Genomic DNA, 20,927 nt, shown 5'->3' with positions numbered 1-20,927 from the left:
TAGATTGAACCCGTGCGCCGCTACCGATGTCGCTCCCTGTACCCTTCCGCCATGGTCGTTACGGCCGCGACAGCCGCACTGATAGCGTGCTCCTCGGGCGGCGGCGGCCACGCCACCTCCGGGGCGCCGGCGCCGTCGAGCAGGGCGCAGCAGTCGGTGGAAGAGGGCAAGCCGTCGGAGCCGATCGGGGTGTCGGCCGGCGGTGTCACCACCCGGATCGACGTCCCCGCCGAATCCACCGAGGAGCAGTACGCGCAGGCCTGCGTGGCCGCCAAAAAGTGGATAGAGTCCCAGGGCGGCGATCCCGCCACCCTGGTCGAGCCGATGCTCAAGGAGTTGCAGGCCGGCACCGAGCCGGGGCCGGCGACGTTCAACAGCACGTGGGCCCAGCTGTCCACCGCGCAGCAGGCCGCGGTGATCATCGCGGTGCGCGCCGCAGCACAGGCCGGCTGCTGACCCGGTTCGAATCACGGGTAGCAAAAGCACCGGTAGCAAAAGTCGGCCGACCCACCTGATTCCTGCCTCCGGCCGATCACTTCCTGCCAACGGAATTATTGGCCTGACCAGGTGGTTTGTTGGTGTATGAAGCCCCACAAGACCACCAGGTTCGCATTCACGGCGCTGGTCGGTGGCGCGCTCAGTGCCGCCCTGATCGGCCTGGCCGCTCCGGCCACCGCCGCCCCGACCGAGACCAGCGATCACCACAGCACCGGTGTCATCGATTCCCTGGGCTACACGGTTGTGTCCGACAACACCATCGACGCCCTGCAGCGCGACTGAGACCGCGCAGTGCGCAGAATGGAGTCATGGCCGGACAACCCACCGCTGGCCGGGTCGCGCTGGCGCTCGGCAGCGGCGGCCCGCGGCTATGCCCACATCGGCGTCATCAACGAGCTGCGCGAGCGCGGGTACGAGGTTGTCGGCGTCGCCGGATCCTCGATGGGCGCACTGGTCGGCGGCTTGCACGCAGCCGGCTCGCTGGATGAATTTGCTTCCTGGGCAAAGACTCTGACGCAGCGAGCCGTGCTGCGGCTACTCGACCCTTCCATCACGGCGGCCGGGGTGCTGCGCGCCGAGAAGATCCTCGACATGGTCCGCGACGTCCTCGGTGAGGCCACCATCGAGAACCTGCCGATCCCCACACGGCGGTGGCGACCGACCTGATCACCGGTAAGTCGGTGTGGCTGCAGCGCGGGCCCGTCGACGCCGCGATCCGGGCGTCGATCGCCATTCCCGGCGTCATCGCACCGCACGTGCTCGACGGCCGCCTGCTGGCTGACGGCGGCATCCTCGACCCCGTGCCAATGGCACCGATCGCGGCGGTCAATGCCGACCTGACCATCGCCGTCAGCCTCGGTGGGGCCAACACCGACGCCACCCAGGATCAGACCGCGAGCCCCGAGACGCGAGCCACCACCGAATGGCTGAACCGGCTGCTGCGCAGCACCTCCGCCCTACTGGAGACCGCGCCCGCCAAATCGGTGCGAAGCCGCTTCGGCAGCGCCGAGGAGCCCGCGAAGGACGCGGCCGACACCGAGCAGGACAGCACCGAGCAGCTGGTGGACTCCTCCCGCGAGGCTTCGATCCCCAAGCTCGGCAGCTTCGCGGTGATGAACCGCACCATCGACATCGCGCAGGCCGCGCTGGCCCGCCACCAGCTGGCGACCTATCCGCCCGACCTGCTCATCGAAGTGCCCCGGACGGCGCGCCGCAGCCTGGATTTCCACCGCGCCGCCGAGATCATCGACCTCGGCCACGAGCTCACCGCGCACGCCCTGGACACCCTCAGGCCAGAAAGTCCCTGACCGTGCGCGCCACCCGGCACGTTTCGGCGAACCCGCGTTCACAGATGAGTTCTCCTGCAGCGCGGAGCATTTCAACGCGGCGGGCCTCGTTGCCCTCGGCCGCTGGCGCCGGGTCGGCCATCTCGTCAGAATCTCCTCGCTGCACCTGGAACGATCAATCAAACGCCCGTGTTACCGAACACCCGAACGCGGGCCGATCGGGTCAGGGTTTCGGCCGTGCGCACCACCGTGGCCCTGATCGCGCTGGGCCGCCGCGGCGGTCGGGCTGAGATCGCTGTGCTGCAGTAGATGCCGCGGCGGATCCGGAAACACATGCGGCCGTGAGATGTTCAGGTCGGCGTCGACGTGCACCAGCTCACCGGGCTCGAGCAGGCGCCAGGCCGGATTGCCGTCCATCGGCTCGCTGGCGAACACCACCGAGGGCAGCCGCGTCAGATGGTCAGATCGGGCCCGGATCCGATCCGAACGAAGTTCGAAAGCCCCGCCGGCACCGCGACGGTCGAGCATATAGAGGTCGTGGGTTTCGGGGTAGCGCAGCGCCCAGAAGTCCGTCGCGGTGCACAGCAGTACGTTGACGGCGTAGAGCGGCAGGTTGTCGGCCACCCATCCGATCGCATCAACCATGCCCGCGCCTACGTTACCGCCGTGTTCCCGGATGCAGGCGGTGATCAGCGCGAAGACCCGCTCGGAATCGGTCTGGCCCTTCACAAGTCGGAGAGCTCCCAGCGATGCCAGTCGCTCGTCGAGCCGGTCGAGACCCTCGACCACCCCGTTGTGGGCAAAGATCCGGCCGTCCTGCAGGAACGGGTGGGTGTTGACCACGTCGAGCTTTCCGGTGGTGGCGTAGCGGACATGGGCAACGAACGTCGTCCCGGTCATCTCTTTTGCCTCACAGGCGAATTCGCGGTCATGCCACGCGGCCATCGGCTGCTTGCGCACATCGGAGTGGCCGTGTGCGTCGAACACCCCCAGTCCGGTGCCGTCCGGGTTGCGACGGCTCTGCTCGGCCAGGTTGTCGGGTGCATGGAGCAACCAGAAGGTCGCGGTCACGGCGGTGCGCCCGGCGTGCAGGCCGAACAGACGGCACATTGGCGTCAGCCCACCAAGTGGCCGGACAGGGTCTCCAGCGCCTGCCGGGCGTAGCCACGCCAGATCCTCGCGAAAACCGGCAACGCCGGGGCGGTCAATGCCGACTTTGGGTGCAACGTCCACCGCCAGGTCACCTTGGTGCCGGTGCCCCGGGGCGCGAAGACCCACTCGCCCTCGACGTGGCCGATCAGCGGCGCCATTGCACCACGGACATCGTTGAGCGTGTAGCCAAAGGAGCGCGGCGGGTCGACGCTGGTGAGCGTCTCGCGCATCCCGCCCCCGCCGACCAGCGAGATGGTGCGCGTCTGGCCTATGGTCGACCAGTCCCCGGTCTGGCCGTGCACGGCTTTGATCGGCGGGATGGGCCCGTACCAGCGCGCAAACAGTTCGGGCAGTGGTATCGGCAGTGTCTTGGCAAGCGCTTCCTCCGGTGAGATCGGGATAGCGCGAGACTGCTCGACGACAACGGAGTGGGCCATCACCCGATGGTAGTGCGACCTCAGCGGCTCAGGTGCGGTGCTGCTCGACCGGTGATCAGCGGCAGATCGACGAAAGTCACGATGCTGGGTTCCGCGGCGCACGTAACCGGAATCGCGTTGACGCAGGTTTGCCGGTTTGGGCGTCAGGAGAGGATGACCACCTCGTAGGCGTTCTCGGCGTGGCGTGAGCGGATGGTTTTCTTGTCGTACTTGCCGACACTGGTGCGCGGAATCTCGTCGACGAAGGCCCACCGCTCCGGCAGCCACCAGCGAACGACCTTGTCCACCAAGTACTCTCGCAGCTCCTGCGGGGTGACCTCGGCGCCCTCCTTGACCACCACGGCCGCCAGGGGCCGCTCCTGCCAGCGGTCGTCGGGCACGCCCACTACCGCGGCCTCCCGCACGGCGGGGTGTCCGATGAGATGGTTCTCGAGGTCCACCGAGGAGATCCATTCGCCGCCGGATTTGATGACGTCCTTCGCCCGGTCGGTCAGGGTGATGTAGCCCTGCGAGTCGATGCGGCCGACATCGCCGGTGCGCAGCCAGCCGGACTGGAACTTCGACTCGTCGGTGTTGCGGTAGTACGACCCGGTGATCCACGGCCCGCGCACCTCGAGCTCGCCGACGGCTTCGCCGTCCCAGGGCAGCACACCACCCTCGTCGTCGACGATGCGGGCTTCCACACCGCATATCGGCCGACCCTGCGTCCCGCGGACCTCCCACTTTTTGCCCGCCGGCGTGTTGGGCGCCGGCCAGGCCAGGGCGGCCATCGGCGAGGTCTCGGTCATCCCCCACAGCTGGCGGATCTGCACGCCGTACTTCTCCTCGAACGTCTTCATCAGCGACACCGGAACCGCCGAGCCGCCGCACGCGACCAGCCGCAGTGACGAAATGTCATGTCCCGGTTCGCGATCCAGATAGTTCATGACGTCGTTCCAGATCGTCGGCACCGCCCCGGCGACCGTGGGCCGCTGGGTCTCGATGAGGTCGACCAGCGACTTGGCGTCCATGTGCCGGTCGGGCAGCACGATGTCGGCGCCGGCCATCAACGCTGCGTACGGCAGGCCCCAGGCGTTGGCGTGGAACATCGGCACGATCGGGAATGCCTTGTCCGAGAAGCTCAGTCCCGTACCGTTGCCACTGCATACGGCCATCGAGTGCAGGTAGCTCGAGCGGTGCCCGTACACCACCCCCTTGGGGTGGCCGGTGGTGCCGCTGGTGTAACACATTGCGGCGGCGGAGTTCTCGTCGACGTCGGGCCAGTCGAACTCGTCGGACTCGGCGGCGGTGATCTCGTGGTAGCGCACCACCCTCTTGCCGGATCGTTCGAAGGGCTCCAGGTCGCCGGCGCCGACGGCGATGACGGTGTGCACCGTCTCCATCTTCGGCAGTACGGGGGCCAGGACGGGCGCCAGCGAGAGGTCGGCGATCACCACCTGGTCCTCGGCCTCGTAGGCGACGAACTCGATCTGCTCAGGGAAGAGCCTGATGTTCAGCGTGTGCAGCACCGCCCCCATTGACGGCACCGCGACGTAGGCCTCCAGGTGCTCCTGGTTGTTCCACATGAAGCTGCCCACGCGGTCGTCGCCCTCGACTCCGAGCCGGCGCAACGCGTTGGCCAGGCGGGCGGCTTGGCTGCCCACCTCCCGGTAGGTGGCGTGCCGGTAACCGTCCCCGGTCGCCGTGGTAACCACCCGGTCGCCGTGGACACTGACGGCGTATCTCAGGATCGCGGCGACCGTCAACGGGAACTGCTGCATGGTGCTGTGCATGGGAGTTATACTAGCGCCGCGCACGGGCGGCTATCCGCACACCCCACAGATGCGTCGGCCGGCGGCGGCCCGGCGCGGGCCTCCCGCCGGTTGCAGTCGCTCGATCGTCACGGCGTCCGGCTCCGCAGAGCCGCGGGGAGTAATCCCGATGGCTCTGCAACGTTGGCCCCGACCCCAGCGATGTAGTTGGAGGATGATTGGGTCCTCACACATCGGGAGGCGCTAATGCGCAGAACACGGATGCTTGCCGCGATCGCGGCAGCGGGCGCAGTCGTCGCCGGCCCGGCAGCGGCGGCATGGGCCGACACCTCCGCGCAGGAGACCATCAATCGACTCCAACAGCAGGGCTACACGGTCAACATCGACCGGCTCGGCACGGGCCCGATGTCGCAGTGCGTGGTCACCAGCGTCCGCAATCCGCAGACGGTGACCCAGTGGCTCCCCTACGTCGGACCCACCCTTGGCCACAACAGCGGCACCGTTCTCGTCCCGGTCGTCACCAGCCAGACCATCTCGGTGTCATTGGACTGCAGCGGAAAATAGCGCCGTGGCTACACACCGCGGTCAGTTGTCGACGTCGACACGGATGGTGAGCAGGTTGTCACCCATGGCGCGCACCGCGGCGCTGTTCATCCGCGGCAATGCGGCCAGCCCCGGTTACGAGTACCACCCGGCCGGTGAGTGACCGGAGACGTCGGACGCTATTACCATGGCTCCACGTTGCGCGAGTGTCGCCGAGATGGCCGCGACCGGCTCCGCACCCTTCAGGCGCACCGACCGAAGTGCCGCCGCCCAGGCGGCCAGCTCGTCGAGCATCTGATCCACCGCCGGGCGCTACCCGCCAGCCCCGGCCCGGCTCGGGCCACGGGAACCCGGGTCATGATCAACATGCCGACAGTTTCCCGCTCCGCCGACTCGGTCGCGCCGAAGACGTGGCCGCAGTCGTCGCCTTCGCTTTTTCCGACGACGCGGATCACATCACCGGTACGGAGATCGTGGTCGATGGCGGCTACCTCGCCATGGGCCATTGACCCCAGCCGGAACCCATTCCCCGTCGACGTGCTGCAAGTTGTCGGCTGGCACATCGCTCCGGCTGCGCCCTTGGTCATCCCCGCAACATCAGGCCGAAGCCGTGAAGTTGCGAATTCCCGATACTGGGTTGAGTCCTCCCGGTAAGAGTCGGGTCTGCTCAATACGGATTCAGGTGCTGCTGCAGGCCACCGGGGTGTGTGCACCTGCATGCCGCAGTCGTCGACACCTCGCGAGATGAACTGCGTGAGCGCATTGAGGGTGCGCGCGAGCGGTTTGTCGGCGGCACCTGCGGACCGACCTGCAGATTCGGAACATAGCCGTTGGGTTACGGTGTTGCCGCCGTCACACCACCACGCGTTCCCGAATTGCGCTCGCTGCGAGAGTTTCTCGGTTCCACACAGCCGATCCTGCTCGATTGGATGGTCGGCTTGGTCTTCCCCTGCCAACACCCGATGCTGCACGCCGACGGTGTCACCGAAGTGCCCCGCTACCGGATCAGGCCGAACTACCCGGGCAAACTGCAAAACCCCGACACCTGGCAAGAAGGGCAAAACGGTGGACTGCTCGGCATCACCGACGTGCTTCTCCGCGCCCACGTCATGGCAACGTATCTCTCTGATGATTGGGGCCGTGACTGGGGCTCGCTGCGACGATTTGAATCGGCCCGTAGCTACCTACGACATGCGCGACAGACGCGCTCTGTAAGCGGATTGAAGCTGCGCACGAGAACCGGTGTTGACCGCTCGTTCATCTACAACCCCGGCCACTGCTGTAGTTGTGCGACTGGGCGCTCAGAACGTGTGCGCCTCGATCATCGAGATTGCAGAATCAAGGGCGATCTGGAGGGCAGCGGTTGTCCGCTGTATCTGGGTTACCAGTAGGCCGCCTTCGTAGGCGGTGACGATGAGAACGGCCAGGCGCTGGCAGTCGGTATCCGGACGTAACTCGCCGTTGTCGCGCATGATTTCTAGCGCGTTGGCGACCAAGTCGGTGAGACGCTGTAGTCCGTCACGAATGAGGTCGAGCAGTTCGGGGTCGGTGTCCAGGATCTGTTCGGCAAATGTGGCGAGCGGGCATCCGGCGCGCGGGCCTAGGCGATGTGCGGCGAGCACGACTGCGTCACGCCAGAGACGGATATCCGCAAGGGACGTCATGTTGGCGAGGAGTTCGTTGGCCAGTGTGATCTCGGTGCGGGATTGGATCACGGCGGCCAGCAGGTCGCGTTTGTTGTCGAAGTAGTGATACAGCTGCGAGGCGCTGACGCCGGCGGCGAGCTGGATCTGCTCCATGGTCGTGCGGTCGATGCCATGCTCTAACAGCAGCTGCGCTGCCGCCTCGATGATGCGTTCCCTGGTGCGCCGCCCCTTGGCGGTCAGGTCGGTGTGTGTGGTCGGCACGTGAGTTCCCCCCATTGCCGGATTTTGGTATTGCCATTCCATTCTTGCCGACCACAATCGAATCCATGCAACCGCGCACAGAGAACGACGGCGGCCCGTTGTCGCCGACAGCGTTGGTGACTGGCGCGACGGCTGGGATTGGTGAAAGTGTCGCTCGTGGGCTGGCGCAACGAGGCTGGCGGGTGCTGGTGCATGGTCGTACACCCGAGACTGCCGCTGCTGCCGTGCGCCGGCTGGGCGCGTTCGGCGACCGCTGCGTGCCGATCGCCGCTGATTTGGAGGCGCTCGACAACGTCGCCGACCTCACTCGGCAAGTTCGCGTCCATGCCCCGTCGGGTCTGGCGGCACTGGTAAACAACGCCGGTGCCGCTTTCCCCGCGCGTCGACTGAGCTCCGACGGAGTCGAACGCACCATCGCCGTGAATCACCTTGCTGCTGCGGCACTTACCGTCATGCTCGAACCCTTGCTACGCAAGTCCGACGTCCGGGGCGAACCAGCCCGCGTGGTGATGGTGACGTCGTACCTTGAAGCGCGGGCACAACCCGTCTCGGACTGGACCTATGCGAAAGGCTGGGGCCAGCTTCGCGCCTACGCGTACAGCAAGCTGGCCAACCTCGCCTTCGCCTACCTACTTGCTCGGCAATGGTCCGACGAGATCGGCGTCTACATGGTCGATCCGGGTGGTGTCCGCAGTAATTTCCAACGCCGGGCGGGCGGCCCGCTGCGAGCTATCGGAGCGTTGGGCGGCGCGTTCATGTCGTCTCCGCAAGAGGCGGCGCGCGGCGTCGTTGACGCGGTAGCGCTTGCACCGATCGGGCCCACCGGCTCCTACATTCGGGCCGGACGCGTCCGCACCTCCTCAAAGAGGTCGCGCGATCCAGAATTTCAGAGCGACATCGCGCAGCAGACAAACCGTCTGATTGACGCGCGGCAAGCTCGATAGTGCAGCCGGTCTTAGCTTAGGACGCCCGCCAGCAGGAATTACTTCTGCTTCCTGGCTGTTGACCGGCACTCAGGATGAACACGATGGCGGCGTTGATGGTGAGGATGTGCGGGTGTGAAATGACCCCCGGGAGATGTCCGGCGGGGTCGGTGGTGTTCGGGGTGTCGGGGTGGTGTTCAGTCCGCTGTGACTTCGGCAACGGCGGTGCGGGTGGAGGATTCGTCGACGATGGCCTCGTCGGCGGCGAACGCGGCGACGAGGGCTTGCAGGGCGAGGTTGTTGACCGCGCGCGGGTAGCCGCGGCTGATCTGGTGGATCAACCCGAGGGCATCGTCGGAGAACAGGGCATCGTCGCGCCCGGCCAGCTTTAGATGGTGACGCAGGTAGCTGGCGGTCTTCTGTGTCGGTCATGGACGCCATCGTGTAGTGCAGCGCGATGCGTTGGTCGAGCGCGGCGAGCACGCCGAGTTTCATCCGCCGCCGCAGGGTGGATTGGCCGACGAACAGGCAGGCGAACGGGCTGGACGAGTCGAGGTCGTGATTTGTCAAGAGCCGCAACGCTTCTAATTGGTCGTGGCCGAGGAGGTGGGCCCTCATGAGCTCGGCGGCCCGCACGGGCTGTGCCGCAATCGCTTTGGCACCGAGCAGCACATCGAACAGCACTTTGGTGATGAAGCGGTTCGCGCCCGTCAGGCGGTAGAGCAGTGCCAGTGGATACGTTTGCGTCCAGCGTTGGCGACGGCTGACCGGGGTGAGGGGTGCGGCGATGGTCACCAGGCTGCGCAATCGGCGTGGTTGGCTGACCGCCAGCGTGATGCCCACATGCCCGCCCCACGCATTGCCCACTCAATCCACCGGCTCGGTGATACCGAGGTGATCGAGCACCTCGCCGGCGGCTTGCGCGCATTCATCGAGTGTGAAGTCGCGGTGTATAGGACTGCTGCGGCCGTATCCGGGACCGTCGATTGTCACAACGTGCCGGTGCGCGGCGAACGCGTCGACCACGTCCACGGGTGAAAGTGTCGGCCGACGGAGCGGGTGTCGTGTCGCACGCCGGGACGGCGATGCTGCGTGAGGTCGCCGACCTGACCGGCCTGACGTCGCAGGTCACCGGGGCGTTGGCCGATACCTACGGTGACCCGTGGACTCATGCCCCGGGTGCGGTGTTCGCCGATCTGGCTGCCGCGGTCGGGTGCGGGGCGGACTGCATCGACGGGGTCGGACAACGCTGCGGGGATGGTGAGCATGCCTTCGGTGCGGCGGCGTCGACGACCACGATGTGGCGGCTGGTCGACGACAAGATCGATGCCGCCCATCTGCCCGGGATCCGGGCGGCCCGTGCCCGGGCCCGGGCGGCGGCGTGGGCGGCCGGTGCCGCCCCGGCACAGGGGCAGTGGCTGCACGTCGACATCGATGCCACCATCACCATCGACCATTCCGACCGCAAGCAGCTGGCCGCGCCGACGTGGAAGAAGACCTTCGGTCATCACGGTTTGTTCGCGTTTCTGGATCGACCCGCGATCGCCGGCGGGGAGGGGTTGGCCGGGCTGCTGCGCCGCGGAAACGCGGGCTCCAACACTGCCGCTGACCATGTCAGCGTGCTGGATTCGGCGATGGAGTCGCTACCGCCAGATTGGCGGCCCACCCCACCCCCGACGATCCGGACGGGCCCAAGATCCTGGTGCGCTGCGATGCCGCTGGGGCCACCCACACCTTCGCCGAGCACTGCCGGACGGTCGGGGTGGAGTTCTCCTTCGGCTACGCCGTGGACGTCCGGGTCCGCGACGCGGCCGAGATCCTCAACGAGGGCCGATGCTGGTATCCGGCGATCGAGTCCGGTGACGGCCTGCGCGAGGGTGCCTGGGTCGCCGAGGCCACCGATCTGGTCGACATGAGCCCATGGCCAGCCGGGACTCGGTTGATCCTGCGCAAGGAACGCCCCCACCCCGGCGCACAACTGAACTTCACCGACGCCGACGGCCACCGAGTCACCGCGTTCATCACCGACACGCCACCCGGGGTCATCGCCGGTCAGCTCGCCGGACTCGAGTTACGCCACCGCCAACACGCCCGGGTGGAGGACCGCATCCGCCAGGCCAAGGCCACCGGGCTGCGCAACCTGCCCTGTCACCGCGCCGAAGCCAACGCCGCGTGGCTGGAAATCATCCTGGCCGCAACCGATCTGATCGCATGGGCACAGCTGATCGGGTACCCACCAACGACAATCAAGCCCCACAATCAACCAACACCGAAATCATCCCACCCAGCCAAGTCGCACGAAAAATCGAGGCTGAGACCGCTCGCCGAATTCGGAGACCAGCCAGAAGGTGTTGCCGTCGAGCTTGCCGCCGACCGGAGTGCGGCGCGGTTCACCGGACTTGCGGCCGGTGGTCTCGATCAGGGTCTGGATCGGCACCGCCCGCATGACCGGGTTTGCGACGTGACGCTGGACGAAGTTGACGATGCGCTGCCGGGGAGTCGTGGTCATGACTCCATGGTGGCAGGCGCACTCAGGACGCGGCGACCGCCAGCTGCGGCAGTTCGGCGCTCATCAGTTCACGCAGCGCCGAGTCCGTCGCGGAGCCGACCTGCAGCACGCTGATCACTCCCGAGAAGTCGGCCGCATAGAGGCGACCGTCGGGACCGGCGGCCAGGCAGGACAATTCGCCGCGAGCGGCGATGGTGTCGACGATCTCGTTGGCCGTGGTGCACAGCACCACTATCTGGTCACGATCGACGACGTAAGCGAGCTCGCCACCGCGACCGAGCACCAGCTGCGTGGGCATGCCGCCGATACCGATGGTGTCCGTGATCCGGGCGGCGGCCACGTCGATGACGTTGACCACACCACCGAGCTCGGCGTCCCATCCGGTGGCGAAAGCCTTGCGGCCGTTGGGCATAGCGGCAATGTCACCGATGGAGCCGGGGATCGCCACCGAACGCTCGACGGCGCGGGACCTGGTGTCGATGATCAGCAGCGTGCCGCCGGTAGCGGTGGACAGTGCCGCGAACAGCCGGGCACCGTCGGCGCTGACGCGCAGGGCCTCGACGGAGGCGCCGGGGGCCGCCGGGATGGCGATGACGCCGATGACACCACTCTCGATGTCGATGGCCGCGATGTCGGCGAGCTCATCACCGGTGCGGGCGACATACAGCACGTCGCCGACCGGGCTCACCGCGAGGGCGCGTGCGCTGGAGTCGATGTTCTTGGCCGCGAACGGGACACCGGTAGCGGTGTCGATGGCCACCACGGACTCGTCCTCGGTCTGTGCGGCACTGACGTAGGCGCGGTCGGCCACGACCACGGCGTACGGCTCGGCCACGCCGCTGGCAGTGGCCGTCACCGACATGGTGGCGGTATCGATGATCGACACCGCATCGGCCCCGTAGTGCGCGGCGACCAGACGGCGACCGTCAGGGCTGACAGCCATGTCGCTGACCGGGCCGTGCCCGGGAGTCACTGCGCCGGCAGCGGTCACCACGGGCGCCGTGATCGGCTCGGCAAGCGGCACCAGTTCGGCAGACGGTGCGCGCCGGATCGTCGGCAGCGTCGAGAGCCACAGGGAGTGCGCTGCGGCGACCCGCTCGGCCACCGCGACACCTGCGGTGCCGGAAACCTCGTTATGTCGCGCCGTGTTTGCCATGATCCTCGTACCTCCGTCAGCCTGAACCAGGCCGAACTTTGCGTTGGGCTTGCTCGCGACGCTCGGGGCGATCGCTCGTCATCGAGTGTACCGAGACAGTTAACGTCGAATTTGCTTTGTTTCGAGAGCAATTCCCTCCCGCCACGCTGGTCTCAGGTCGCACTCAGGCAGCGATCGTTATCAATTCGTTGCATGGGTTCGGGATAGCGCTTAAAAAAGCGTTTGACATGCCGTTTCATTTGGAATGAATAACGCCGTCGAGGCCTGAACGAAACGCGCTGGCTCAGAATTTCTCACCCGACGGAAGGCGAAAGAGGTCAATGTCACATTGCCCTGGTGGCGTCTAAAATTTTAAGGAAATTCCTTACTAAATTGACGGCGGCTGCGGTGCCGCAGCTCACAATGGGCGCCGATGCCGTCCTGGTCGGCCGGAATGTTCGCTGGTGGCGACCGTATTGAGCGCGGCTCGAAAATTACTGGTGGCACAAATCACAGCAGCTGTTCGACCTTGTCCCGGCAGCGGACCGGACCCTACCCAAGACGTCAGGTCGACTGGGCGTTACCGACGATGGTGCCGTTGGCCACGCGGCGACGTGCTTGCTGGAACACCGGTAGCTGACCCACGGCCGCGCGGGTTCCGTTGATGGCTGTTCACCGAAGCCCGCACCAGCCGCGCGGTGCGGCTGCTCATACCGCGCTGAGGTCAGGCTCCGGGGGCGGCCGTCGTGGTCGTGACCGGCGCAGGCGTGTACGTGGTGGTCGCGGCGCCACCGGGTGCGGGCACCGCCGTCACGGTCATCGAGGTGACCGTCGAGGTGCTCGTGGACATCGAGGTCCCACTCGCGCTGGCCGGCGCGACGACCGCGCACGCCACCCGCTCGCCGGCGTCACCGGTGGACATGGTCTGCTCGTCGGGGCCGGGCTTGCCGCTGGCGGAGTAGCGCGGCGGGATGTTGGCGAAGTTGTCCGCACCCTCGTGGATGATCAGCGCGCTGCCCTCGGGACCGCTGAGGTCGGCTTTGGTGAAGGAGCTACTCGTGGTGACCAGTTTGGCTGAGCCGTCCGAGCGGACCTCCAAAGACGTCAGGTCACCGCTGGCCGGGTGGTCCGTGTGCCCCGGCACCTGCAGGTGCCCGCCCGCCGAGTTGAAGTTGCCCGGCGCCCCACCGCTGGGCGCCACCGAGTCGGGCTCGCACTTGCCCACCGAGTGGATATGCAGTCCGTGGAACCCGGGCGACAGGATGCCCCCCGCGACGGTCTCGACCGTCACCGTCGCGTAGCCGTCGGACCAGTCGAACGTAGCATTGGCCACCGGTGTGCCGTCGGCCGTCTTCAGTTGCGTAGTAATGGTTTCCGCGCCGGACGCCGCGGTACCGGACGTGGACGACGAGCTGGTCTGATTCTTCGAACCTTGGTTGGACGAACAGCCGCTGACAAGCACGACGGGAATAAGCAACACGGCAGCGCCGACGGTCACACGAGTCAACATCTCGGCAGCGTACCCCCGGGCGCACGTCGACAAACTGTCAGTTAGCTGGGCGAAACCCGATCAGCGGGGTAGCGTTTCGCCTAGCTAGGCGGCGACGACGGCCGCAGCTTCGGCGGGGCCCAGCACCCGGTACTCGGTGGCGAAGCCGACCTTCCCGACCTCGACGTAGGCGCTGGAGCTGGCGCGCAGGTTGCGAAACCAGTCCGACGAGCGTCCCAGTCCCGCGATGACGATCACCTCCTCGCCGGTCAGGCCGACGACCCCCAGCACCGTCCGGTACGGGGGGCAGACCTGCGGCCCACATGACACGGCGCGGAGCACACAGTTGGGGCAGGCCATGCAGTTGGTGATACCCCGGGCGCGGCGGTCGCCGACGCGAGATAGTGAACCCCATGAATCCTGAGGACGACCCCGAGAAGCGGATCCAGGAACTCGAGCGCCCCCCGACCGAGGTGGCCCGGTCGACGGAACTGGGAACCACCCCGCTTCCGCCGCCGCCAGGTGGGTGGGCTCCCCCGGCCACGCCGCCGCAGGGCTACTACGGCCCGCCGATACCACCGCCCGGCCCTCCCCGTCGCCCTCCCCGGTATGCGCGTGGGCTGGATTGTGCTGGGACTGTTGGTGGTTGGGCTGGTCATCGGCGGCGGCGCGATCATGGCCAGCACCGTGTTCTCCACCCGGTCGACCACCACCACGCCGACCACGTCGGGTGTCTCCGGCGGCGGTGGTCCGTTCACCCCGTCCACCGGCCGGGCGTCCACACCGTCGGCCAGCGCGGCTCCGGAGGCACCGTCGACCTCGGCCGCGACCGTCGAGCAGCCCGCACCGGGTGAGCGTGTGAGCGTCTCCGGGGTCGGCGGGAACAGGTCCATCGCCTGCAACGGCAACGTGGTGAGCATCAGCGGCGTGAGAAACACGGTCGTGATCACAGGGCACTGCTCACGTCTGGAGGTGTCCGGCATGGACAATCAAGTGACGGTCGATTCCGCCGACACCATCAACGCGTCCGGCATCGACAACAAGATCACCTACCACTCCGGTTCGCCGAGCATCGACAAGTCCGGCTTCGACAACATCGTCGGGCAGGGCTAGGTGACCAGCCTCGGCACGTAGGCCGGCGAGATGGACAGGCGGTCGGGAAGCGTCGCTCGCGGTCGGCTGTCGGTCACCGACCATGTGAGGGTTCGTCGAGTCCGAGCAGTCGCACGTCGGTCAGTGCGCCCGCGTCTAGGCCGCGAATCCCAAACTCCCGCATCGAGACCTCCAGAACCGCGCGTACAAGGCGCCGTCGCGCAGGGTGAACCCGACGGCGCCTCGCTGCGGTTGGCGCCGACGGAGTGTCCGACGCCGCGTATGACTGCCCGATCGCCTGACGCGTGGTTGGTCCCCGACGGACCAGTTCGATTGCGTCACCGATGTCGACGCTCACGACATCCTCGAGTGAGCCTGCAAGGAATGGAATCTGGAGCAGACCGTAGAAGTCGTCGGTGATGACAAAGGTGTGCGCGCGGGCGAACAGCGGTTGCGTGTCGAACACCCGGACCCGTAGCTTCTCCCGGCTCAGTCGACCCAGGTCCCGTCCGGATTCCGGATCGGTGATCACTGGACCCGTGCTGGCTTTCACCGCGAAAACCATGCCTACCACCACCCCGGCCTCGCTGCCGCGGTTGATGACCAGTGCGTGGTCATCCTCGATCAGCGCAACCTGCCCCCTACGGTCCCTCCCGTCACGATGCCGCCAGCGAATTGCTTTCTCGCAAGGCCGATGTCGTGTCGGAGCCGGCTCGAATCCGCGGGCGCAGACCGTAGTCATCGGCACGCAATGGCACGTCGACGTAACTCTCGGTGTCCTGCTCGGTTCCCAACGTAAGTTCGACGGCCGTCTTCGCCTGGAAGAGGGCCACCACCGCCTGCTGGTGGCGGTCGGTGCCGAACGTAGTCAGGGCCAGCGCGAGCTTCTTGTCCACGTACTCGACCGACCGTTGCAGATCCGAGGCGGCGGACGCGGCCGGGTGCGCAATCGCGCGCGGCTGCACCGAGGCGCCGAGGCCGCTGTACCAGCGGTGTCCGAGAGCACCGAGGATGCTCGCGCAGACCGGGATGATCACCACGGTGCATATCAAGCCGAGGGTGTTGTGCAGGGCGATCGCCCCGATGACACCTAGGAGCATGCCGACGGCCGCGACACCTGACCCCTGCACAGCCGGGGGGACGGCCTCGACCACGCGCCAGATCCGTCTGACGACTCCCGCGCCGAATCGAGCGACGACGGCAACGGCTCTGCCGATGGCGGTCAGCGCCTTCACAACGGTGCGGCCCAACTGGTCGACTTGCTGGCGGGTGACCGGGGACTTCGGCACCGACAACGACCGCGGCGGCGTCGCGGTGGCGGTGGTGTGGGGTTCCGCCGTCGGCTCGGGCGTCACCGGTTCCGCCGTCGTGGGTGCGGCGGGTTGCCCCGCCAGCACATCCTCGCTAGTCACATTGGCATCAGTAGTCACGTTTGTATCATCGCTCCTGCTGCCTCAATCCCGGCCCTGGCGCGCCGGGGTGAGCGAGATTCGCGGGCGCAACTGCCGTCCTGCAGCGGCCCGTACCCAGGGTCCCGGAAAGGTCGGTGCGCGGCCCTTGACCTCGGGATTCATCACCGTGTGACCGGCGTGGCGGCTGTGGCGGGTGTGACCAACGGGTTTGGATGCAGGTTGCGAAGCCAGCCACCCGAACCCGAGGTCGATCACCCGCCGCCGGCCGATGGTGAAGGTACGCGTCCACATCCATGCGCCCAGCGTCCGGTCCGCCTTGGACGGAAAGACCGTTCGAGGTGCGCGCACCCGCCCCGACGGTAAGGCGCCGCACCTGGTCGCCGCATTCGACCACGGCGCCGGAGTCGTCCTGGGACAGGTGGCCGTCGATGCGAAGAGCAACGAAATACCCGCTGTCCGAACACTGTTGGGACACCTCGATCTCGACGGCGCGGTAGTCACCCTCGATGCGACACACACCCAGACCGACACCGCCACAACCATCACCGGCGCAGGCGGCGACTACGTGTTCACGGTGGAGGCGAACATGCCCACCCTGCACCAGAAACTCAAGAAGCTGCCGTGGAAGGACATGCCCGCCCACACGGAGACGGCCACCGGCCGTGGCCGGCGGATCACCCGCACGATCAAGATCACCGAGGTTCAGCGTCGGTTCGGCAAGTCCAAGGACCACCGCGACGACCTGCCCTAGGTGGTGATCGCGATGGCGGTCACTCGCGACGGAATCCCGGTGCGCTGCTGGACCTTTCCCGGCAGCGAGAGCGACCAGAAGATCATCCGCACGGTCAAAGACGACCCGGGATCGTGAAACCTGCACCGGCTGGTGTGGGTCGCCGATGCCGGCTTCGCCTCGGCCGCCAACCGCGCCTACCTCACCCGCGGCGGCGGGCACTACATCCACGCCGAGAAGCTGCGCCACACCAACGCCGAGGCCGCCGCCGCGCTGGCCCGCCCCGGCCGCTACCACGACGTGGCCGACAACCTGCGGGTCAAAGAGGTCCGGGTGGCACCCGGCGGCGGCACCGCCGAGGGGGCGCGCACCGAACGGTTCGTGGTGTGCCACAACCCCGATGCCGCCGCCCGCGACGCCGCGGTGCGCCAACGGCTTATCGAGCACCTCGAGGGCCTGATCGCCGGCTCCGACGCCTGGCCCAAACGCCGCCGTGACGAGTTCGTCGACTCCCTCAAGGGCAAGCCCGGGCTGCGCAGGCTGGTGCGGCGCACCACGACCGGGCTGCTGCGCATCGACCGCGCCGCCGCCGCGCGTGAAGCCCACCACGACGGCAAGTGGCTGCTGCGCACCTCCGATCTCACCCTGACCGCCGAGGATCTGGCCGCCGCCTACAAGCAGCTACTCGCCGTCGAACGTGGCTGGCGCGACGCCAAAACCAGCCTCGGGCTGCGCCCGGTCTACCACCACCGCGAACACCGCATCCGCGCCCACGTCCAATTGTGTTGGCTGGCACTGATTCTCATCCGAGTCGCGGAAACCCGCACCGGCCACACCTGGCGCAACCTGCGCCAGGAACTCGACCGCATGCACCTGGTCACCTTCGCCACCGCCGACGGCCGCGTCGCGCAACGCTCGGCCCTCACCGACAACCAGCAGACCATCCTGGCCGCGCTCGAGCTGCCCGAACCCCCAAATACCTCAACTTCACACCCAGCATCGCCGCCGCCGACTGACGAACCCGCCCGCATCTCCGGGGTCGTGTAGTAACACGACCCAAATCAGCTCAATTCACATCTGCGCTGGTCAACGCACAAATTCGGCGACCCGTGTGCCCACCATCTGCGGAAGTCAGGTCTGAAGTGTGCTCAGCCGGGCTAGCGGCGCGCGAGCCCACGAGTCGGGCCGATTCACCGATTACCCATCTGCCGCCGGGCCCTGGCTGGCAGCTTCGCTGCGCCGCATGCGCGCCTGCTCGTGCTGAGTGACGCTCGAGTTCGCCAGAACAATGGTCAACAGCACGGCGAAAAAGCGCGCCGGGCTGAGTTCGTCGGGCACGAGATCGTGTCGCAGGGCAACATTTGGCAGAGACGCAATCTGGTTGGCGAGGTTCGCGGTCGACTCCTCGTCGACGTCCTCGACGTCAACGTCATCGGGTTCGATGATGACATCGTCGGCCCCCGATGCGGTGTCGGGAGGTGCCTCACCTACCCATTCGGGGACGATGAGAGCGCAGGCGTCGTACGCGTCATCTTCTCGCCCGAGCTTTATGAGTAGGTCGACAATCCAATCGAACTGTCGTCGTTCTTCCGTGTACGCGGTCGAGCGTAAGGAGTAGGCGAACCCGAGCGCAGCCAAAGGATGGCGCAACGCGAGATTCTTTGCGTCGCCGTACGATTCCTCAACACGATTTGCAGCATTCTTGCCAAATGACGAATCCATGCGTTTTGTCGAGATGAGCAGTTCCGGCCCGGTCTGCCACGAAGACATGATGACGTCGACTTGTTTGAAGTAGTTCTTGCCAGCGATGTTGGCCGAGGCAGTCCCTACTCCGCCTGTGCCCCCGCCCTTCCGTAATCGCGACAACAACTTATCGCGCCCCAACGTCTTTGGGACGGCTCGAACGAAGTTGAGCACGTCGCGATCTATGACTCGGGGTGCCTCCGCTCGTGGCCAAACGGCGTCTGGGTCGAGGCCCGCGCGTCGCAGTTCGTACGCGATCCATACGTCAATGGCGAGCGCTGGAACGCCTGAACGGGTCTCGGCACCGAGGTGAAGTGGCACCGCAAGCAACTGGCGCAACGTTTCGTAGTCAGGGGCGAATGTATTGTCCGGCGTCCACGGGTTTACGTTCTTCAGCGGAGATTGGTGCACAATCGCGTCGAACAGCGGCCACGCTTGTGCCTTTGCGTTGGCTTTATTTGCCACCGTTGGTCTTTCCCCGCGCAACGCGACGGCCAGCGAGGTCCGCACGGTCTTGTCGTATGGCCCGAAGACACTTCCCGTTTAAGCCCATCGATCCAGTAAGCAGCACCTCATCGACTAACGCAACTGCGTCGAGTAGGCGCCCCGCGCGAAGCTGAGCTGCAACGGCAGTCCGAATACGGCGCAGATCGTCTGCGCATCGGCGGACCAAAGTTGGCGACGGCACTGGAAGGTGATCGGCTTCTCGGGGCTCGATCTTTAACATGCCTCCCCCGTAAGCTCGGCCCACAGTCTCAGCGCCCAGCAAGGTAATCGAATTAAGCGATGCGATCGGCAGGAGGCTCATGCCGTCTGCCTTCAGGCCGTCGCGAAGGTATACGCCGTGGACGGAGTTCAAATGGTGAGCGCGAGCTCCATTGTTTGTCAGTCGCGGCGTATCAGCATTCATGTATGTCAAGAAGAGGTCGGCTGGGCGAAGATACGGGACGCGCCACCATGGACTGCGAACTCGACATTTGTAGGCTTGGTGGACGTCTAGATCCTCGCCCGACTGGATATAGCTCCAAGCCGCCGCTGATGGTTCATCGGTCGGCCTGAAGAGATTGGTCGATTGGCCGCTCGCGCCCAGCTCGCACAACGCCTTCTCCGTCAACCCCAGACCTCGCAAGTGACGCGAGCCTGGAGGCGACAGGGAGATCAGATCAGTGGCTTCTAAGCCAAGCGCCTGTGTTTTGGCTGGGGACAAAGTGAAGAACTGGTTGCTGCCGGTGACCATCCCGAGGGTTGTGTCACCCCAGGTCTCCAACTGGGTGAACCCGTCGCTACCCACAACGGCGTCGAATGCACGCGTGCCGGCTGCAGACATCAGTCCAGCCGACCATTTTGCCCCCTTGCTCGGCGGCGTCCATCGTCGCGAGGCTGAAAGTTGCGCCAGACCTTCAGCATCTCGTACTTGCCACAGATGCATATGGCGCGGATCCCCAAAGTGACTGTCTGGGATATAACTCTCGGCGAGAAGGAGAACGACCTCCTCTAACACGCCCGGGAACACCCGCTCATGGAAAAGCACAAGACCCACCGAGCGGAAATGGTCCATCAAGTACTGCCGAACTCCGGCTGCATAGTTGACCGTCAGAAGTTCGGCCGGTAGAACGAGCCCTAACCGCCCGCCGCTCTTTAGGTGCAACGCAGCGTGGACCGCGAACGCCGCCCACGAAGATGCGAGGTTAGACAGTGCGACGCCCGCGCGGAGGGCGGCCTCTCGGGCACGTGCACGTGATTCTCCAGAAAAAGCTTGGTACCGAACGTAGGGAGGGTTTCCGACCACCGCGTCGTACGCGCCAAGTTCTGAGTGAGCGAAGAAGTCACCCGCATGGACGGTCGCATCGATTCCGCTAGCGCGCAGGGTTCGCTCCGATTCCGCGGCGGAACTCTTGTGTAGCTCGACTCCAACGAGAGGGCCAGAATGGTCACCTCGTCGGCCGACTTCGTGCAGGAAGACAGCCTCTCCGCAGGACGGCTCCAGAACGGCGTCATCCGGGCTCTGAACGGCCCAGTCGACGAGGAAACGCGCTACGGGAATTGGCGTAAAGAAGGCGCCGCGTGCCTTCCGCTGCGAAACGCTGTCACCGGGAAGCATGCGCTTATCGTGCCCGAGCGCACCGACAATCTGGAGCTGACCCGCCGCTTCGCGGTCTCGACTCAGTTAAGTGCACCGCCTGCGAGCGTGCGGGTCTTCAACCGCGCTGAAGCCGCGCCGTGATTAACGAGAGAGTTGAGGTGCATCCTTGGTAGGGCCGTGGGACCGCGAGGCAGGCCGATAGGACGGTCGAGACGTCGCGCCGCCGAACGACTGGCT

At 66.3% G+C, this 20,927-nt stretch carries 19 protein-coding genes and 9 pseudogenes; 13 read left to right on the top strand and 15 right to left on the bottom strand.

The window, feature by feature from the left end; all coding sequences use genetic code 11:
- Positions 1–51 precede the first annotated feature (51 nt).
- The 3 genes and pseudogenes from lpqV (at position 52) to K9U37_RS07755 (ending at position 1,805) form a co-directional block, all read left to right on the top strand.
- Positions 52–456: a lipoprotein LpqV gene (gene lpqV, locus K9U37_RS07765; protein ID WP_243071201.1), complete on the top strand. Its 405-nt coding sequence runs from the start codon at positions 52–54 to the stop codon at positions 454–456.
- A 126-nt stretch (positions 457–582) separates the two neighbouring features.
- On the top strand, positions 583–780 hold the full coding sequence (locus K9U37_RS07760) for a hypothetical protein (RefSeq protein WP_243071200.1): 198 nt from the start codon (positions 583–585) through the stop codon (positions 778–780).
- A gap of 26 nt (positions 781–806) precedes the next feature.
- Positions 807–1,805, top strand: a pseudogene (locus tag K9U37_RS07755) (patatin-like phospholipase family protein).
- A 171-nt stretch (positions 1,806–1,976) separates the two neighbouring features.
- Here K9U37_RS07755 and K9U37_RS07750 read toward each other — a convergent pair.
- The 4 genes and pseudogenes from K9U37_RS07750 to K9U37_RS07735 form a co-directional block, all read right to left on the bottom strand.
- On the bottom strand, positions 1,977–2,894 hold the full coding sequence (locus tag K9U37_RS07750) for a class II glutamine amidotransferase (protein ID WP_243071199.1): 918 nt from the start codon (positions 2,892–2,894) through the stop codon (positions 1,977–1,979).
- A 5-nt stretch (positions 2,895–2,899) separates the two neighbouring features.
- On the bottom strand, positions 2,900–3,373 hold the full coding sequence (locus K9U37_RS07745) for an SRPBCC family protein (protein WP_243071198.1): 474 nt from the start codon (positions 3,371–3,373) through the stop codon (positions 2,900–2,902).
- A 20-nt stretch (positions 3,374–3,393) separates the two neighbouring features.
- A pseudogene (locus K9U37_RS07740) lies at positions 3,394–3,498 on the bottom strand (hypothetical protein); the annotation flags it as partial.
- 18 nt (positions 3,499–3,516) lie between these two features.
- The gene (locus K9U37_RS07735) at positions 3,517–5,145 is read right to left on the bottom strand and encodes a long-chain fatty acid--CoA ligase (protein WP_243071197.1); all 1,629 of its coding nucleotides are present in this window, start codon (positions 5,143–5,145) and stop codon (positions 3,517–3,519) included.
- Positions 5,146–5,370: 225 nt separating this feature from the next.
- Between K9U37_RS07735 and K9U37_RS07730 the strand changes: the two genes are divergently transcribed.
- The gene (locus K9U37_RS07730) at positions 5,371–5,688 is read left to right on the top strand and encodes a hypothetical protein (protein WP_243071196.1); all 318 of its coding nucleotides are present in this window, start codon (positions 5,371–5,373) and stop codon (positions 5,686–5,688) included.
- 21 nt (positions 5,689–5,709) lie between these two features.
- Here K9U37_RS07730 and K9U37_RS20430 read toward each other — a convergent pair.
- Positions 5,710–5,796, bottom strand: a pseudogene (locus K9U37_RS20430) (nitroreductase family deazaflavin-dependent oxidoreductase); the annotation flags it as partial.
- Between K9U37_RS20430 and K9U37_RS07720 the strand changes: the two are divergent.
- Positions 5,787–6,176: an SDR family oxidoreductase gene (locus K9U37_RS07720; RefSeq protein WP_243071194.1), complete on the top strand. Its 390-nt coding sequence runs from the start codon at positions 5,787–5,789 to the stop codon at positions 6,174–6,176. The pseudogene K9U37_RS20430 and the gene K9U37_RS07720 overlap by 10 nt on opposite strands.
- A gap of 339 nt (positions 6,177–6,515) precedes the next feature.
- A pseudogene (locus tag K9U37_RS07715) lies at positions 6,516–6,839 on the top strand (arabinosyltransferase C-terminal domain-containing protein); the annotation flags it as partial.
- Between the two features lie 129 nt (positions 6,840–6,968).
- Here K9U37_RS07715 and K9U37_RS07710 read toward each other — a convergent pair.
- Positions 6,969–7,616, bottom strand: a complete 648-nt coding sequence (locus K9U37_RS07710) for a TetR/AcrR family transcriptional regulator (RefSeq protein ID WP_243071193.1) — start codon at positions 7,614–7,616, stop codon at positions 6,969–6,971.
- A 2-nt stretch (positions 7,617–7,618) separates the two neighbouring features.
- On the opposite strand from K9U37_RS07710, the gene K9U37_RS07705 reads away from it, so the two are divergent.
- Entirely contained in the window at positions 7,619–8,518 is a 900-nt protein-coding gene (locus K9U37_RS07705) for an SDR family NAD(P)-dependent oxidoreductase (RefSeq protein WP_243071192.1), read from the top strand.
- 176 nt (positions 8,519–8,694) lie between these two features.
- On the opposite strand, the pseudogene K9U37_RS07700 reads toward K9U37_RS07705, so the two are convergent.
- Positions 8,695–9,112, bottom strand: a pseudogene (locus K9U37_RS07700) (ExeA family protein); the annotation flags it as partial.
- On the opposite strand from K9U37_RS07700, the gene K9U37_RS07695 reads away from it, so the two are divergent.
- Together K9U37_RS07695 and K9U37_RS07690 are read left to right on the top strand one after the other, a co-directional pair.
- The gene (locus tag K9U37_RS07695; protein ID WP_243073492.1) at positions 9,092–9,535 is read left to right on the top strand and encodes a hypothetical protein; all 444 of its coding nucleotides are present in this window, start codon (positions 9,092–9,094) and stop codon (positions 9,533–9,535) included. The pseudogene K9U37_RS07700 and the gene K9U37_RS07695 overlap by 21 nt on opposite strands.
- Positions 9,484–10,730: pseudogene (locus K9U37_RS07690) on the top strand (IS1380 family transposase); the annotation flags it as partial. The gene K9U37_RS07695 and the pseudogene K9U37_RS07690, both read left to right, overlap by 52 nt.
- 78 nt (positions 10,731–10,808) lie before the next feature.
- On the opposite strand, the pseudogene K9U37_RS07685 reads toward K9U37_RS07690, so the two are convergent.
- The 4 genes and pseudogenes from K9U37_RS07685 to K9U37_RS07670 form a co-directional block, all read right to left on the bottom strand.
- Positions 10,809–11,006: pseudogene (locus K9U37_RS07685) on the bottom strand (nitroreductase/quinone reductase family protein); the annotation flags it as partial.
- A gap of 22 nt (positions 11,007–11,028) precedes the next feature.
- Positions 11,029–12,162, bottom strand: coding sequence for a YncE family protein (locus K9U37_RS07680; RefSeq protein WP_243071191.1), 1,134 nt, complete (start codon positions 12,160–12,162; stop codon positions 11,029–11,031).
- Between the two features lie 703 nt (positions 12,163–12,865).
- A complete protein-coding gene (sodC, locus tag K9U37_RS07675) occupies positions 12,866–13,651 on the bottom strand; it encodes a superoxide dismutase[Cu-Zn] (protein WP_243071190.1) in 786 nt (261 codons plus the stop codon).
- Positions 13,652–13,735: 84 nt separating this feature from the next.
- Positions 13,736–13,990, bottom strand: a complete 255-nt coding sequence (locus K9U37_RS07670; RefSeq protein ID WP_243071189.1) for a PNPOx family protein — start codon at positions 13,988–13,990, stop codon at positions 13,736–13,738.
- A 249-nt stretch (positions 13,991–14,239) separates the two neighbouring features.
- Here K9U37_RS07670 and K9U37_RS07665 point away from each other — a divergent pair, with 249 nt between their 5' ends.
- Entirely contained in the window at positions 14,240–14,743 is a 504-nt protein-coding gene (locus K9U37_RS07665; RefSeq protein ID WP_243071188.1) for a DUF3060 domain-containing protein, read from the top strand.
- 73 nt (positions 14,744–14,816) lie between these two features.
- Here K9U37_RS07665 and K9U37_RS07660 read toward each other — a convergent pair whose 3' ends face one another.
- A complete protein-coding gene (locus K9U37_RS07660; RefSeq protein ID WP_243071187.1) occupies positions 14,817–15,287 on the bottom strand; it encodes a hypothetical protein in 471 nt (156 codons plus the stop codon).
- A 91-nt stretch (positions 15,288–15,378) separates the two neighbouring features.
- The gene (locus tag K9U37_RS07655; RefSeq protein ID WP_243071186.1) at positions 15,379–16,152 is read right to left on the bottom strand and encodes a hypothetical protein; all 774 of its coding nucleotides are present in this window, start codon (positions 16,150–16,152) and stop codon (positions 15,379–15,381) included.
- Between the two features lie 250 nt (positions 16,153–16,402).
- Here K9U37_RS07655 and K9U37_RS07650 point away from each other — a divergent pair.
- Both K9U37_RS07650 and K9U37_RS07645 read left to right on the top strand, forming a co-directional pair.
- A pseudogene (locus K9U37_RS07650) lies at positions 16,403–16,837 on the top strand (ISAs1 family transposase); the annotation flags it as partial.
- Positions 16,838–16,840: 3 nt separating this feature from the next.
- Positions 16,841–17,911 (top strand): annotated as a pseudogene (locus tag K9U37_RS07645) (IS1634 family transposase); the annotation flags it as partial.
- A gap of 150 nt (positions 17,912–18,061) precedes the next feature.
- Here K9U37_RS07645 and K9U37_RS07640 read toward each other — a convergent pair.
- Positions 18,062–19,072 (bottom strand): hypothetical protein, encoded by a 1,011-nt coding sequence (locus K9U37_RS07640; RefSeq protein WP_243071183.1) that lies wholly within the window; start codon positions 19,070–19,072, stop codon positions 18,062–18,064.
- On the bottom strand, positions 19,062–20,651 hold the full coding sequence (locus K9U37_RS07635) for an Eco57I restriction-modification methylase domain-containing protein (protein WP_243073272.1): 1,590 nt from the start codon (positions 20,649–20,651) through the stop codon (positions 19,062–19,064). Before K9U37_RS07635 ends, K9U37_RS07640 begins: the two co-directional genes overlap by 11 nt.
- Between K9U37_RS07635 and K9U37_RS20165 the strand changes: the two genes are divergently transcribed.
- On the top strand, positions 20,535–20,831 hold the full coding sequence (locus K9U37_RS20165; protein WP_243073491.1) for a hypothetical protein: 297 nt from the start codon (positions 20,535–20,537) through the stop codon (positions 20,829–20,831). The two genes, K9U37_RS07635 and K9U37_RS20165, sit on opposite strands and share 117 nt — an antisense overlap.
- Positions 20,832–20,927 lie beyond the last annotated feature (96 nt).

The sequence above is a fragment of the Candidatus Mycolicibacterium alkanivorans genome, from assembly GCF_022760805.1.
Classification (GTDB): domain Bacteria; phylum Actinomycetota; class Actinomycetes; order Mycobacteriales; family Mycobacteriaceae; genus Mycobacterium; species Mycobacterium alkanivorans.
Note: the sequence above shows the minus strand (reverse complement) of the source record. Positions and strands in the feature narration are given on the sequence as shown.